This window comes from Flavobacterium sp. S87F.05.LMB.W.Kidney.N (genome assembly GCF_004366435.1).
Lineage (GTDB): Bacteria > Bacteroidota > Bacteroidia > Flavobacteriales > Flavobacteriaceae > Flavobacterium.
This window is the reverse complement of the sequence record NZ_SODX01000006.1, coordinates 149,352-164,140: the sequence shown is the minus strand read 5'-3', so window position 1 is coordinate 164,140 and position 14,789 is coordinate 149,352. Positions and strand designations below refer to the sequence as shown.

General features: G+C 32.6%; 14 protein-coding genes. 6 read left to right on the top strand and 8 right to left on the bottom strand.

Annotated elements, in window-relative coordinates; translation table 11 throughout:
* The first annotated feature begins 66 nt into the window (after window positions 1–66).
* Both lepB and EDB96_RS17930 read left to right on the top strand, forming a co-directional pair.
* Window positions 67–1,620 (top strand): signal peptidase I, encoded by a 1,554-nt coding sequence (lepB, locus tag EDB96_RS17935; protein WP_057114778.1) that lies wholly within the window; start codon window positions 67–69, stop codon window positions 1,618–1,620.
* Between the two features lie 171 nt (window positions 1,621–1,791).
* Window positions 1,792–2,412, top strand: a complete 621-nt coding sequence (locus EDB96_RS17930) for a WbqC family protein (RefSeq protein ID WP_134142404.1) — start codon at window positions 1,792–1,794, stop codon at window positions 2,410–2,412.
* Between the two features lie 57 nt (window positions 2,413–2,469).
* Here the strand turns inward: EDB96_RS17930 and EDB96_RS17925 are convergent, their stop codons facing one another.
* The 7 genes from EDB96_RS17925 to EDB96_RS17895 form a co-directional block, all read right to left on the bottom strand.
* On the bottom strand, window positions 2,470–3,516 hold the full coding sequence (locus EDB96_RS17925) for an endonuclease/exonuclease/phosphatase family protein (protein ID WP_166669325.1): 1,047 nt from the start codon (window positions 3,514–3,516) through the stop codon (window positions 2,470–2,472).
* Window positions 3,517–3,534: 18 nt separating this feature from the next.
* Complete coding sequence (locus EDB96_RS17920; RefSeq protein WP_134142402.1) at window positions 3,535–4,398, bottom strand: rhomboid family intramembrane serine protease; 864 nt, start codon at window positions 4,396–4,398, stop codon at window positions 3,535–3,537.
* Between the two features lie 41 nt (window positions 4,399–4,439).
* Window positions 4,440–5,189 (bottom strand): rhomboid family intramembrane serine protease, encoded by a 750-nt coding sequence (locus EDB96_RS17915; protein WP_134142400.1) that lies wholly within the window; start codon window positions 5,187–5,189, stop codon window positions 4,440–4,442.
* Window positions 5,186–7,123 carry a DNA mismatch repair endonuclease MutL gene (gene mutL / locus EDB96_RS17910; RefSeq protein WP_134142398.1) on the bottom strand — a complete coding sequence of 646 codons (1,938 nt, stop codon included), beginning with the start codon at window positions 7,121–7,123 and terminating at the stop codon, window positions 5,186–5,188. The genes EDB96_RS17915 and mutL overlap by 4 nt, the downstream gene beginning before the upstream one ends.
* A 158-nt stretch (window positions 7,124–7,281) precedes the next feature.
* A complete protein-coding gene (locus EDB96_RS17905; RefSeq protein WP_134142396.1) occupies window positions 7,282–7,962 on the bottom strand; it encodes a DUF6624 domain-containing protein in 681 nt (226 codons plus the stop codon).
* Between the two features lie 139 nt (window positions 7,963–8,101).
* Complete coding sequence (gene ribH, locus EDB96_RS17900) at window positions 8,102–8,674, bottom strand: 6,7-dimethyl-8-ribityllumazine synthase (RefSeq protein WP_134142394.1); 573 nt, start codon at window positions 8,672–8,674, stop codon at window positions 8,102–8,104.
* Between the two features lie 93 nt (window positions 8,675–8,767).
* Complete coding sequence (locus tag EDB96_RS17895) at window positions 8,768–9,547, bottom strand: tetratricopeptide repeat protein (protein ID WP_134142392.1); 780 nt, start codon at window positions 9,545–9,547, stop codon at window positions 8,768–8,770.
* Window positions 9,548–9,789: 242 nt separating this feature from the next.
* Between EDB96_RS17895 and recF the strand changes: the two genes are divergently transcribed.
* The 3 genes from recF to EDB96_RS17880 all read left to right on the top strand — a co-directional run bounded on the left by recF (window position 9,790) and on the right by EDB96_RS17880 (window position 12,843).
* Entirely contained in the window at window positions 9,790–10,869 is a 1,080-nt protein-coding gene (gene recF / locus EDB96_RS17890) for a DNA replication/repair protein RecF (protein WP_134142390.1), read from the top strand.
* Between the two features lie 150 nt (window positions 10,870–11,019).
* Entirely contained in the window at window positions 11,020–11,694 is a 675-nt protein-coding gene (locus EDB96_RS17885; RefSeq protein ID WP_134142389.1) for a DUF2461 domain-containing protein, read from the top strand.
* 90 nt (window positions 11,695–11,784) lie between these two features.
* Window positions 11,785–12,843: a glycosyltransferase gene (locus tag EDB96_RS17880; protein WP_134142387.1), complete on the top strand. Its 1,059-nt coding sequence runs from the start codon at window positions 11,785–11,787 to the stop codon at window positions 12,841–12,843.
* Here EDB96_RS17880 and EDB96_RS17875 read toward each other — a convergent pair.
* Window positions 12,840–13,568 carry a hypothetical protein gene (locus EDB96_RS17875; RefSeq protein ID WP_134142385.1) on the bottom strand — a complete coding sequence of 243 codons (729 nt, stop codon included), beginning with the start codon at window positions 13,566–13,568 and terminating at the stop codon, window positions 12,840–12,842. The two genes, EDB96_RS17880 and EDB96_RS17875, sit on opposite strands and share 4 nt — an antisense overlap.
* Before the next feature lie 136 nt (window positions 13,569–13,704).
* Between EDB96_RS17875 and murB the strand changes: the two genes are divergently transcribed.
* Window positions 13,705–14,718, top strand: coding sequence for a UDP-N-acetylmuramate dehydrogenase (gene murB / locus EDB96_RS17870; protein WP_134142383.1), 1,014 nt, complete (start codon window positions 13,705–13,707; stop codon window positions 14,716–14,718).
* Window positions 14,719–14,789 lie beyond the last annotated feature (71 nt).

The following is a 14,789-nucleotide window of genomic DNA, read 5'->3' as shown; positions in this document are numbered from 1 at the left end:
TCGAATAAAGTTTTGGATTAATTAAAAACATTCAATCCTGAATTTGAAACTTAAAAATACAATATTATGACACTTTACTCTTGGTTCGTATTTTTCTTAGCTGTTCAAATAATTCATTTTCTTGGTACATGGAAACTGTATCAGGCAGCAGGAAGAAAAAGCTGGGAAGCAGCAATTCCGGTATACAATTCTATCGTTTTAATGAAAATTATCGGACGCCCGACTTGGTGGACACTATTACTTTTTATCCCAATCATCAACTTAATTATGTTTCCTGTTGTATGGGTAGAAACTTTAAGAACATTTGGTAAAAGATCTACTTTGGATACTTTTCTAGGCCTTTTCACTCTAGGTTTTTATATTTATTATGTAAATTATACTCAAAAATTAGAGTATCGTGCAGATCGTAAATTAACTCCTGAAAACAAAACTGGAGACACAATTAGTTCTTTACTTTTTGCAATTATCGTAGCAACTTTAGTACATACCTATGTTGTACAACCTTATACAATTCCGACATCATCTTTAGAGAAATCTTTATTAATTGGTGATTTCTTATTTGTGAGTAAATTAAATTACGGGCCAAGAGTACCAATGACTACGGTAGCATTACCAATGGTTCATGACTCTATTCCTTTAACTAAAAGTAAATCGTATTTAAGCTGGCCGCAATTACCATATTTCAGACTTCCAGCTATCCAAAAAATAAAACGATGCGATATAGTTGTCTTTAACTGGCCAGTAGATACAGTTCATTATTTCTTTGAACCAAAAGGAAGACCAGGGGTTATCAAACCTATTGACAAGAAATCAAATTACGTAAAAAGATGTGTTGGTATTCCTGGAGACAGTTTATCAATAAAAGATGGTTTTGTTTTTATTAATGGAAAAAAACTGGTTTTACCAGAAAGAGCTAAACCACAATATTCTTATTCTGTAGCTTTAGATGGAAAAACTCCAATTGATTTCGAATCATTATTTAAAGAATTAGACATCACTGATCCTGCAGGTTTTACAACAGAAAAAAGAGATACGCTTTACTTAGGATCATTAACAGAAGCTGGAGCTGAGCGATTCAAAAATACTCCTGGCGTTACTGCGGTGATACGTAAAATTGACAAAACAGACGATAATAGAATTTTTCCTCATATTAATAAGTGGAGTCAAGATAACATGGGACCAATTTACATTCCTGAAGCAGGAAAAACGGTTGCGTTAAACAATGAGTCACTTCCTTTTTACAAAGAAATTATCACGAATTACGAAGGAAATAAATTAGAATTACAAGGTTCTAAATTTTTAATTAACGGAAAGCCAGCAACGACATATACCTTCAAACAAAATTATTACTGGATGATGGGAGACAATCGTCATAACTCTGAAGACAGCCGTTATTGGGGCTACGTTCCAGAAAATCACATCGTAGGAAAACCAGTATTCATCTGGATGAGCTGGGATACGAACGGAAAAGGCATCAATAAAATTAGATGGAATAGAGTTTTCACTACCGTTGATGGTGAAGGACAGCCGCAATCTTACTTCAAATATTTCTTAATAGCTCTTGCATTATACTTCGTTGGAGATTTTGTATGGAGAAAAAGAAGAGAGAATAAAGCATAATTAAAAAAAAGTTATTTTTGTTTCAGGTTTCAAGTTTCAAGTTCGACAACACTTGAAACTTGAAACCTGAAACATTTAAAAAAAAAACATTAAATCGTTAAACTGGTAAATCGTTTAATCGTTTCTCAAAAAAGTACGATTAAGCGATTTACCGATTAAACTAAAATCACAATGAATTCCTTAATACTTCCGACTTATTTTCCATCTATTAGTCATTTTGCAGTAATAGCGCAATCTGAAAAAATCACATTTGAAATGGAGGATAATTTTCAGAAACAAACTAATAGAAATAGAACTTACATCTATAGTCCAAACGGAATTCAATTATTAAATATTCCTGTTAAACATTCCAAAGAAGCACATCAAAAGACAAAAGACATTTTGATTGAAAATGAATTTGACTGGCAGAAACAGCATTTTAAATCGCTGGAAGCAGCTTATAGAAGCTCGCCCTTCTTCGAATACTTCGAGGATGACATCGTGCCTATATTCGAAAAAAAACATACTTTTTTAATGGATCTGAATTTTGAAGTTTTGGACATTGTAACAAAATGTCTTCGAATGAAATTTGAATTTGGGAAAACAACAGAATATTTTCATGAAACACCAGATTTCGCTGATTTTAGATATTTAGCGAACGGAAAAAAAGACACAAACTCTTTCGAAAAATACAGTCAGGTATTTGACGACAAACATGGTTTCATAAACAACTTAAGTGTTTTAGACTTACTTTTTAATGAAGGTAAATTTGCAATGGATTATTTGAAAACTCAGAAACTAGATATCAAATAGAAAATCCAATTTTCATCTTTGAAATTTGGGTTTTAAAAAATTGGAAATTCATCTATTTTATTCCATCGAAAGCCTCGTCATAATAGGATAATGATCTGAGTTTTCAAAATCTGAGAAGCTTTCAAATTGTTTTACTTTCATTTTACTGTCTGTAAAAATGTAGTCAATCCTAACAGGGTAATAACGGAATTTATAGGTAGCTCCAAAACCTTTTCCTGCTTCTTCGAAGGCATCTTTTTGCTTTCCTTTGATGCTTCGGTATACATATGAAAACGGGCTGTTATTCATATCGCCGCAAATAATAAACGGAGTTTTACACTGCTTGATATTTTCCTTAAAAATCTCTGCCTGTTCCTGCTGCTGCGTAAAACCTTTACTTATTCTGGCATAAATACGTTGTGATTTTTTCTGATTTACATTGTCAATGTCATCTGAAATTTCGCTTACATCTGGAGAAATTTTAATAGATTGTAAGTGCATATTATAAACACGAATCACATCTTTTCCGCGCTTAATATCAGCATAAACCACATTATTATCTGATTTAGGAAAGATAATATTCCCTTCGTTTATAATTGGAAATTTTGAAAAGATAGCCTGACCTGTTTTAATCTGTTTTCCATCTATAAAAATATAACGATGCGGATACACCTTTAAATCAATATGCGCCGAGTTTGAGTACTCTTGAATACAAAGAATATCTGGATCTTTTTCGTCTATAAAAGCTTTAATATTTGATGGAATATCATCTCGATCCAGCCATTTAAAAACATTAAAAAGACGGACATTATAGCTCATTACAGAAAAATCTTTTTCGTCTTGAACGTATTCTTTTGCAGAAAATTTATAGAATTTATTGATGAAGGTAATTCCAGTCAGCAATACCAAACCAGATAAAATAAGGCGCTTTTTAAATTGAATTGCCCAATAAACGAAGAATAATCCATTTGCAACAAAAAAGGCCGGCATAAACAGAGTAAGCACCGATAAAAGCGGAAAGCTCTTAGGTGCTAAAAAAGGTAAAATATAGACACTAAATGTAAGGACAGTCAGTACTATATTCAAAAAGAACATTATCTTATTAAACCAAGAAAGGTTTTTCATATTTTTCTTCCTACAAGTTTATTTTCCAGCTTTAAATAAAAACTCTTTTTCTTCTTTTGTCAGGCAGTCATAACCAGATTGGCTGATCTTGTCTAAAATCTCATCAATTTGTTGCTGCGTCTTATCTTTCGTGACAATTCTTGATGTTGATCTTTCTGTAGGTTTTTTGTAATTTTTATGAACTTTTGTAAATGGGGTCGAAGGAGATTTTCTAAAAAGATTTGCAAAGAAATCTAATGTTTTAGAAACAATGATACTTAAATCTGTACCATTTTGGAGTAATTTAATATAGATAAATCCAAAAAAAGCACCTGCAAGATGCGATATATGCCCGCCCATATTCCCTAAACGAAACTGCATTAAGTCTAAAACTAAAATTACAGCCGTAATATGCCATAACTTAACGTTTCCGAACAAAAACAAACGGACAATCATTAGCGGAGAATAAGTTGTTGCCGCAACTAAAATTGCCATTATGGCTGCAGATGCACCAACAATAGAACCGCTGATATTTGACAAATAAAAACTTAATGCAAAAGCAACTCCCGCAAAAAGAGCACTCAGAATATACAATCCTAAATATTGTTTTTGAGTAAAATAAGTTAAGAACAATGAACTTGCAAAGTTCAAAACCATCATATTAAACAACAAATGGAAAAACCCATCGTGAAAAAATGCATAGGTTAAAAAAGTCCAAGGTTTGAACATGAAAACCTGAGGATCTGACGATAACGCAATCCAGGTTGGAAAATCAAATTGACCAATTGAAAATTGATAGAAAAATATTAATGAGATTATAAAACATGCAATATTCCAATAAATAACGCGCATGGCTATGCCTCCCAATCTATATTGTAATTTCAAATCGTCTAGAATATTCATAAAACTTCTTTTGGTTTAGAATTTAAACTTAAAGTTAAAAATTAATTCCAACGATTACTATTAAACTGATTTTTTTTCCAGTACCACATCATTAAAAAACCAGTAATAGCACCACCAACGTGTGCAAAGTGCGCTATTCCAGTACCTCCACCGCCAAACAAGGAAGTCCCTTTAACGCCTAAAAACAAGTCAATCAACAAAAGCCCCGGAACAAAGTATTTTGCTTTAATTGGAATAGGGATAAACATTAGTGCTAGTTCAGCATTAGGAAACATAAATGCAAAAGCCGTTAGTAAACCGTAAATAGCGCCTGATGCTCCCACAACTGTTCCTATATAAGCACTCGTAAATCCTTCAAATTGAGCCACACTTACCAAACTCTGCCATCTAGTATCAATTTTTCCTTCACTTAAAAGTTGTAAAATCTGCGTTTTATTAAAACCATTTGCTGTCAAAGTACTCATTGTATCCTGAAAAAAATAATAGTTCACAAGAGTATGAAGTAAAGCTGAGCCTAAACCACAAGAAATATAAAAGAAGATGAATTTTTTTCCTCCCCAAAAATGCTCCAAAGCAGATCCAAAAGAAACCAATGCAAACATATTAAATGCAATATGCATAATACCACCATGCATAAACATATGTGTTATTGGCTGCCAAACTTTAAAATTAGGATTTTCAGGAAAAAACATCGCCAGATACTCATAAGAAACCGGCACTAACTGAGAACCAATAAAAAATATAATATTAATAATTAGCAGTTGTTTAACCACTGGAGTCATGTTCATCATAAGGCAAACTTTTTATCTATATCTTCAACACGCATGGTGATAAAGGTCGGTTTTTGAAAAGGTGAAATATTTGGATCTTTACAAGCAAACAAACCGTTTACTAAATTATCTTGTTCTTTTTCGGTTAAATAAGATCCAGTTTTAACCGCTAAACTTTTTGCCATTGATTTGGCAATTGTATCATTTTGACTGTAACTATTTGCTGGGATTCCGTCCTGTAAATCGCTCAATAACTGCTCGATTACAAGAGAAACTTCGCTTTCGGTAATATTTACTGGAATTCCAGAAATTACAATATGATCTGATTTTGTCTGATCGAAAACAAATCCTGTTGTTTCTAATGAAGGTTTTAATTCTTCAATTAATTCCATTTCAGAAGCTGAATAAAACAAATCAAGCGGAAAAAGCAATTGCTGACTTGATGCTTGATTTACTGTCATATTCAACAAAAATTGTTCATACAAAATACGTTGATGCGCTCGCTGTTGATCAACAATAACCATTCCTGATTTTATTGGCGAAACAATGTATTTTTTATGAATTTGATATGTTTTGTGTGCTGCCTGCTCTACCTCATCATCATTAAATAAAGAAGAAGTTACTTCTTCGTTCTCAAATGTAAAAGGCGAACTCTCTATCGTTTCAGGATTTTCTGTATCTAAACCCACATATAAACTTTCCCAGCTTGCCGTTGGCTCTACTCTTTTTGAATAACCCGAGTAGGAAGATCCTGAATAGGAAGAACCAGAAGACGATGACGAAGAGGAACCTGAACTATAATTAGATCCAGAACTAGCTTTACTATAATGCTGATTGGTTTTATCATCTGTAAACGGATTAAAAGTTCCGTCAACCTGAATAGTAGGCACTTCTGCCTCAACATCTTTGTAATGATATGGCGTATCTAAATTGGAATCTCTGTCAAAATCTAAAACTGGAGCCACATTAAACTGTCCTAAACTATGTTTGATCGAAGCTCTTAAAATAGCATACAAAGCCTGCTCATCATCAAATTTAATTTCAGTTTTAGTGGGATGTATATTGATATCAATTGTATTTGGCGGTACTTGCAGGTACAAAAAGTAACTAGGCTGCGCACCATCTTTCAATAATCCGTCATAAGCAGACATTACTGCGTGATGCAGATAACCACTTTTTATAAAACGATCGTTTACAAAAAAGAACTGCTCTCCCCTATTTTTCTTAGCAAATTCGGGTTTACAAACAAAACCCTGCACATTTATAATTTCGGTATCTTCATTTACTGGAACCAATTTTTCGTTGGTTTTACCAGACATTATACCTACAATTCGCTGGCGATATCCCGCAGCAGGAAGATTGTACATCTCACTTCCATTGTGGTAAAAACTAAAATGAATATTTGGATGCGCTAAAGCCACACGCTGAAATTCGTCCATTACATGGCGAAACTCAACTGTATCTGATTTTAAGAAATTACGACGAGCCGGAATATTAAAAAACAGGTTTTTAACTGCAAATGAAGTTCCTTTTGGAAGAACTGCCACTTCTTGCGAAACAAATTTACTTCCTTCGATTACAATGTGAGTTCCAAGTTCATCTTGATCTTGTTTAGTTTTCATTTCCATGTGCGCAATCGCCGCGATAGAAGCCAGAGCTTCTCCACGAAAACCTTTGGTACCTAGCGAAAATAAATCTTCCGCTTGGCGTATTTTTGAAGTTGCATGGCGTGCAAAACACAAACGCGCATCTGTAACCGTCATTCCAATACCATTATCGATAACTTGTACTAGTGATTTACCAGCATCTTTTATTATCAATTTAATATCAGTTGCTTTGGCATCAACAGCATTTTCTAACAATTCTTTTACAACTGAAGCGGGTCTTTGAACCACTTCTCCAGCAGCAATTTGGTTAGCAACGTGATCAGGAAGCAATTGAATAATACTCGACATTAAGCAAAAATAGTTTTAAAGTTTAGATTAGTTTCTATAAACCAAGAAGTACAAATTTAGTGAATTTTGATTGGGTTTTAGAATAAGAATAATCATAAAAAAAACAAAAACTACAACAGTCTATAAAACAGAATGATTGCGCGTTAGACACAAAAGAACTAGTTCATTTTCTTTATTTCATCCAAGGTATAAACCTTGTATTCCATTCCCATTTCTTTTGCATTTTCCTCAACTGTAGTTGTAAAACCCGCTTTCCTTCTTCGATCGTTAACTCTAGTAGGGTTTTCAATTGGCGAGACGTAATTAAAAAACTCTTTTTTTCCTGTTTCTTTATTCGTTATTTGTTTCATCTGACCTTGCGTTCCATAAATCTGTTCTTTTCCTTGTTGCGTTAAAAAACGATCTTGCATTTTAGCAAAGTAGGTAAAAGGTATCTCTTTCTTTTTCGCTTCTTTCTCAATCATTGACAAATATTCTCCAATTTTAGAACTGTGTTGAATAACATACCACGCAGCAATATTGGTTGGTTCGCCAACTAAGCTTTTTCCTGGATAACCATATAGTTTTATAAGTTCTTCAACCTTAATCAAATTAAGAGAATCTCGTTTTTTCATCTCTAGCCAAATGCCCTTTCTAAAATTCGGATCATTTTCACGACTAAGGTCTTTTACGATTTCTTTTTTTCGATCCTCAGAAGTATCAAAATTGATATATTCCCTAAGAATTTGATCTGATTTCATAATTGAATCAAGTTCTCTTTTCAAATTTTCATTGATTTTATTTTGAGCATAACTTAGACTGAAGCATAAAATAAAAACGTAAAGTAGATATTTTTTCATAGAAATTAAATTAAAAATCAACTCAAATGTAATATAATTCCGAATTCGATGCGACTTAACACAATCACAAAAAAAGCATAAAAAAACCTACACTTTTAGCAGTATAGGTTTTTTTATGCTTTTTTAAAACAAATGTGTTTTATTCCTTCTCTATTTTTCTTGGCGTATCTTCGATTTGAATTGCACCAGAAGACAGCAAAGGCTGGTTATAAGCATGAGCTATTGACGCCTGCTGACGAATATACGCCATTTTTATTGCGGCAATTGCCGCTTCTGTTCCTTTGTTTCCGTGAGCTCCTCCGCTTCTGTCAATTGACTGCTGCATATTATTATCTGTTAAAACACAGAAAATAACCGGAATATCAGTTTGAACATTCAAATCTTTAATTCCTTGAGTAACGCCTTCGCAAACAAAATCAAAATGCTTGGTTTCTCCTTGAATTACACATCCAATTACGATAACGGCATCAACATTTTGTGTTTGAAGCATTTTTTTTGCTCCGTAAATTAATTCAAAACTTCCTGGAACATTCCAGCGGATAATTTGCTGGGCAGGAACATCACAATCAATTAACGCATCAAAAGCACCATTATAAAGTCCTTCTGTTATAGTATCATTCCATTCAGAAACAACAATCCCAAACCGAAAGTCTTTCGCGTTTGGGATTGTGTTTTTATCGTATTCTGATAGATTTTTATTTTCAGTAGCCATCTGTTATATTTTAGATTTTTTAATTTAGTCCCGAAGCCTCGGGATAGATTTGTAACTACAAATCTACAATCTAAAATCTAAAGTCTAAAATTTTTATTGCGCTAATCCAATTAAGGCATCAACAGATGCTGCTTCTGGAGTACTGTCGTAATTATCTTTAATGTCATTAAAATATTTCAAAGCATCTTCTTTTTGACCTAAAGCCAAAGCAGTTTTTCCAGCTTTTAATAAGAAACGAGGCGTTGTAAAATCATTTTTGTTAGACTCAGCAGCTTTTACATAAAAATCAAGCGCTTCTTTTTGCTGATTTTTTTGAGAATAAGCATCTCCTGTCGCACCTTTAGCCAAAGCATTTAAGATTACATCTTCAGATTTAAATTCACCTAAATATTTAATTGCCTCATCAAATTTACCAGTATTTAAGTAAGCCATACCAGCATAGTAGTTTGCTAAATTTCCAGCATCAGTTCCAGAATATTCGTCAGCGATTTTAATAAATCCGAATTTACCTTCTGAACCGTTTAATGATAATTTGTATAATGAATCGCTAGAAACACCATTTACTGCTTTTTCAAAATTTTGCTGTGCAACAAACATTTCACTAGCCGCTTCTTCTTGTTTAGGAGTAGCAATAAATTTTTGGTAAGCCAAGTATCCAATTGTAGCAACAGCAATACCTGCAACTAAACCAATAATGATTTTTTGATTTTTAGCCACCCAATCCTCAGTTTTTGAAGCTGTCTCATCTAATTTTGAGAAAACGCCAGCTGTAGTGCTGTCTTTTTCGTCAATAACTACCTGTGCTTCTTCATTAACTTCTTTAACTTCCTTCTCTTTTGGTGTCTTATATCCTCTTTTATTGTAAGTTGCCATTTAAAAATTATTTAGTGAACGGCAAAAATAAAATTTTTATTGAAACCGACGTAAAAAATTTCAATTTTATCACTATTTTAAAAAAAATATTTTTGTTATGAACTTGCCCTTTCGCGGAAGCAATAAAATAAATCCGTTTGAAACAGCGCTAAAGTCTATTATATTGATATTTTTCGGTAATTTGCACCCTCAAATTTTTACTGCTCAAAAACAGTAATATTTATCGACTGAGTCCCTAAAAAATGCATTTAAACAAAATCTCTTTATTTAATTATAAAAACTTTTCTGAAGCCAGTTTTGATTTTGATATCAAGATCAATTGTTTCGTGGGAAAAAATGGTATTGGAAAAACCAATGTACTCGACGCTATTTATCATTTAGCATACGGAAAAAGCTACTTTAATCCGTTAGCCGTTCAAAACATCAAGCACGGAGAGGAGTTTTTTGTGATTGATGCCGAACTGGAAAAGAACGAAAGAACAGAACAGATTGTCTGCAGTTTAAAAAAGGGACAGAAAAAAGTTTTAAAGCGAAATGGAAAAGCCTATGATAAATTTTCAGATCATATTGGTTTTATTCCGTTAGTAATTATTTCGCCCGCAGACCGAGATTTGATTATTGAAGGAAGCGAAACGCGCCGTAAATTTATGGACAGCGTTATTTCGCAGTTAGATTCAACTTACCTTCATCAGCTTATTCAGTATCAAAAAGTAATTGTACAGCGAAATGCGCTTTTAAAGTATTTTGCCCTCAATCACACTTTTGATAATGATACTTTATCTATATATAATGAACAGCTTAATGAATATGGAAAATCGATCTTTGAGAAACGAAAAGATTTCTTAGAACAATTTATACCTATATTTAATATACACCATCAAGCCATAACTGGATCTGAAGAAAGTGTACAATTGGTTTATGAAAGTCATTTGTTCGAAAAAGATTTATTAACGCTTTTACAGGAAAATATCAATAAAGATCGTGCGCTTCATTATACGACTGTTGGAATTCACAAAGACGATTTATCTTTTGAAATTGATTCACATCCGATAAAAAAATTTGGTTCGCAGGGACAGCAGAAATCTTTTTTGATTGCCCTGAAACTAGCGCAGTTCGAATTTTTAAAAAAACAAAGCGGTGTAAAACCAATTCTTTTGTTTGATGATATTTTTGACAAACTAGACGAAACTCGTGTGGCTAAAATTGTAGAAATGGTAAACAGCGAAACATTTGGCCAGCTTTTTATTTCTGATACACACCCAGAACGAACAGAAGCTATTGTAAAATCGACGCATCAGACTTATAAAATATTTAATTTGTAATTTTTTGTTTTGCAGCGAATTACACGAATTTTCGCGAATTAAAACTTATAGGTTTGAATTTATCAAAGTTAAACAGAGAATAAATTTAAAATTTGTGTAAATTAGTGTAATTAGTGGCAAACAAGACAACTGCTATAAAAAAAACAGAACATGCTTACAAAAGAATCATTGCAATTTTTAGACGATTTAAAAAGAAACAATAACAGAGAATGGTTTCAGGAAAATAAAAAACGATATGAAGTTTTCAAGAAAGATTATCATCAATTGGTAAGTGATTTTCTTGATGTTATGAAACCACTTGATCCTTCATTAGAATTTTTAGAAGTTAAAAATTGTACTTTTAGAATCAACCGCGATATTCGTTTTTCTAAAGATAAATCACCTTACAAAGCCCATTTAGGCGTTTGGATGTCTGCTGGAGCAAAAGGTGCAAACCGTTCTGGATATTATGTCCACATCGAAAAAGGCGCAAGTTTTCTTGCAGGCGGATTTTATTCTCCAGACGCAGAAGATTTGAAGAAAGTCCGAAAAGAAATTGCATTTTTCTATGATGATTTACAAGAAATTTTAAACAATAAAGATTTCAAAAAAGAATTCGGAAGTTTGGATATAAATGAAAATAATTCGCTTAAAAGCATGCCTCGCGGTTACGAAAAAGATCATCCTGCAATAGAATTCTTGAAATTGAAAAGTTTTACAGCAACTCAAGTTTATGATATTTCTGAAGTAACTCAGAAAGATTTTGTTTCTAAAATGAGTAAAAAACTAATTGCTCTAAAACCTTTAAACGAATTTATCAATCGCGCCTTAGAGACTGAAGAATAAAACAGATAAATCGCCACGAATTTCACGAATTGACGCGAATTAATTTGTGAAAATTTGTGAAATTCGTGGCGAAAAAAATTCATTTACCGAATGAAAAGAAAAATACTTTTTCTTGGAGAATCTTATCGTGCCGATGCTATAACTTGGATGAAAGGCCTTAAACAATTTGGCGATTTTGAAATTATTACTTGGGAACTTCAAACACCAAATAATTCCAAAGTAAACAGATTCAAACGTATCTTAGAATATTTCTTCTCTCCTATTTCGATTCGGAAAATCATCAAAAAAGAAAAACCAGAAATGGTTATTGCCGAGAGAACCACCAGTTATGGATTTCTTGCAGCGATCTCTGGATCTAAAACTATTGCCATCGCGCAGCAAGGTCGAACCGATTTATGGCCGGAAGAATCTGTTTTATATCCATTTAAAAAATTCATTCAGAAATATGCTTTTAAGAAAGCGCATTTAATTCACGCTTGGGGACCTGTCATGGCAATTCACATGAAAGCATCTGGGGTTGACATGAATAAAGTTCTAGTTCTCCCAAAAGGAATTGATTTGTCGATTTTCACTCCTTCCATCAATAATTCAAACAAAATTGAAGCGATCGTAACACGCTCTTTAATGCCAGAATATCGACACGATTCTATTTTAAAAGCATTCGGAATTTTGAATCAAAAAGGAATTGATTTTTCGCTTACTATTGTTGGCGACGGAACTAGATTACAATATTTAAAAGATTTAGCCAAAAATTTACAAATCGAAAACAAAGTAATTTTTACAGGAAGAATTCCGAATACTGAACTCCCACAATTATTACAGCGATCTAATATTTATATCAGCATGCCCATTACTGAAGGCGTTTCGGCCTCTTTATTTGAAGCAATGGCTTGTAATTGTTATCCTATAGTTTCGGATATTCCAGGAAATCAAAGCTGGATCATGCATCGAGAAAACGGACAATTAATTGAAATTGATAATATCGAAATGCTAGCCGAAGAATTAATTTGGTCTTTTGAAAATCCTGAATCTCGAAATGAAGCAATCATTCGAAATAGAAAATTTGTAGAAGAAAATGCGAATTATGATATTAATATGAAGGTTATTGCGGAAAAATATCATGAATTGATAGATTCTCGAAATAATTAATTTCTCTTTTTCGGATAAGCTAACGAAACTTTTTTATTCAAAGCATCATATACCACATAATGAAAATCTTCATTTCCACGCAAAAGAAAAACATTACCATAGCTTTCATCCTTAGAAAACACAATTTTGTAATTAGATAGATTAATCAGATTTCTTTTGTCTTTGCAATCTTTTACAATTTCTTCTGACTGATTCCCATCTGTATTACTCCAAACATAACCGTAAGACCTCCATTCCTTAGTAAAAGAATCCAACATTTGAGTATAAAGCATTTTATCTTTATCATCTTGCAAATCACCACTACTAGGAACTAATCGAATTGCAGTTCCTTCTTTATAAATATAAAAAACACCTAAATCTTTAATAAAATTTTCTTTTTGTGTTTTTTTTATTCCACACGTAGAACCAACAAAACGAACGTTTTCCACAATAAGATGTATATGATCATTACCAATCATTGCATAAGTTCCTGAGGTAAAAACAAAACAATCACTAGCACATTGCATTGTGTCACCGCACGAAAATGTACCATCTGAATTAAAAGTTACATGACGTCCAGCATTTTCTTGCTTTTCTTTTATTAAAGAATACTCAAAAACATCTGTATAACCAATTACATCCCTTGTTTTCCATTTCCCTAGAATATCTGATTGAGCAAAACTAGGCATTGATAAAAACAAACCTAAAAAGAGTAAAATCTTATTATTAAGAAAAAATTCTTTCATAACTATAACATTATAATTCTTTCAAACTTACAAAAGAAATGAATTCGTTTTTTTTGAATTTTGATATTTATTGAAAACTCACTTCAAATAAATTATAATCCTTACTTTTGAACTCAGTTAAAAAAGCCTTTTATTTATGGAAATCCAATCCAATTTTTCTTTAAAAAACTACAATACTTTTGGCATTGAAGCCATTGCTAAAAAATTCGTTGCTGTTCATTCTATTGCTGAATTAAAAACAGTTTTACAGGAAAACAAAAACGAGAAAAAATTCATTTTAGGCGGTGGCAGTAATATGCTTTTGACTAAGGATATTGATGCTCTTGTGATTCACATCGACTTAAAAGGCAAAAAAATAATTAAAGAAGATGAAGATTTTGTCTGGGTTGAAAGTCAGGCTGGTGAAACTTGGCATGATTTCGTTCTTTATACTATCGATAATAATTTTGGAGGATTAGAAAACATGTCTCTAATTCCAGGAAATGTCGGCACGACTCCAGTTCAGAATATTGGAGCTTATGGAACAGAAATTAAAGATACTTTTGTTTCTTGCGAAGCGATGAATATTGAAACTCAGGAAATGAAGACCTTCAATAATACTGAATGTAATTTCGGCTACCGCGAAAGTATTTTCAAACATGAAGTAAAAGATCAATATATTATTACTTCGGTTGTTTTTAAATTGACTAAACGCAATCATAAAATCAATACTTCTTACGGAGATATTTTGGCAGAATTAACAAAAAACAATATTACTGAGCCAACTTTAAAAGATGTCAGTAATGCCGTAATTGCTATTAGGCAAAGTAAATTACCAGACCCAAAAGAACTTGGAAACAGCGGCAGTTTCTTTAAAAATCCGATTTTATTGAAATCTGATTTCGAGAAAATCCATCAGAAATTTCCTGAAATGAAGTTTTATGAAGTCTCCGAAAATGAAGTAAAAGTTCCTGCAGGCTGGCTTATAGAACAAGCTGGTTTTAAAGGAAAACGTTTTGGCGATGCTGGAGTTCATAAAAATCAGGCATTGGTTTTGGTGAATTATGGCAATGCAACAGGACAAGAAATTTTAGCAGTTTCTAAAGAGGTACAAAAGACAGTTTTTGACACTTTTGGAATTCATATTGAAGCTGAAGTGAATGTGATTTAAAACACAAATTTCACGAATTATTATTTCTGTCAGACTGAGCGAAGTCGAAGTCCTTTTACTGATAAAATCTC

Coding starts and splice junctions, on each gene's coding strand:
- lepB (WP_057114778.1), top strand. CDS start 67: ATGACACTTTACTCTTGGTTCGTATTTTTCTTAGCTGTTCAAATAATT.
- EDB96_RS17930 (WP_134142404.1), top strand. CDS start 1,792: ATGAATTCCTTAATACTTCCGACTTATTTTCCATCTATTAGTCATTTT.
- EDB96_RS17925 (WP_166669325.1), bottom strand. CDS start 3,516: ATGAAAAACCTTTCTTGGTTTAATAAGATAATGTTCTTTTTGAATATA.
- EDB96_RS17920 (WP_134142402.1), bottom strand. CDS start 4,398: ATGAATATTCTAGACGATTTGAAATTACAATATAGATTGGGAGGCATA.
- EDB96_RS17915 (WP_134142400.1), bottom strand. CDS start 5,189: ATGATGAACATGACTCCAGTGGTTAAACAACTGCTAATTATTAATATT.
- mutL (WP_134142398.1), bottom strand. CDS start 7,123: ATGTCGAGTATTATTCAATTGCTTCCTGATCACGTTGCTAACCAAATT.
- EDB96_RS17905 (WP_134142396.1), bottom strand. CDS start 7,962: ATGAAAAAATATCTACTTTACGTTTTTATTTTATGCTTCAGTCTAAGT.
- ribH (WP_134142394.1), bottom strand. CDS start 8,674: ATGGCTACTGAAAATAAAAATCTATCAGAATACGATAAAAACACAATC.
- EDB96_RS17895 (WP_134142392.1), bottom strand. CDS start 9,547: ATGGCAACTTACAATAAAAGAGGATATAAGACACCAAAAGAGAAGGAA.
- recF (WP_134142390.1), top strand. CDS start 9,790: ATGCATTTAAACAAAATCTCTTTATTTAATTATAAAAACTTTTCTGAA.
- EDB96_RS17885 (WP_134142389.1), top strand. CDS start 11,020: ATGCTTACAAAAGAATCATTGCAATTTTTAGACGATTTAAAAAGAAAC.
- EDB96_RS17880 (WP_134142387.1), top strand. CDS start 11,785: ATGAAAAGAAAAATACTTTTTCTTGGAGAATCTTATCGTGCCGATGCT.
- EDB96_RS17875 (WP_134142385.1), bottom strand. CDS start 13,568: ATGAAAGAATTTTTTCTTAATAATAAGATTTTACTCTTTTTAGGTTTG.
- murB (WP_134142383.1), top strand. CDS start 13,705: ATGGAAATCCAATCCAATTTTTCTTTAAAAAACTACAATACTTTTGGC.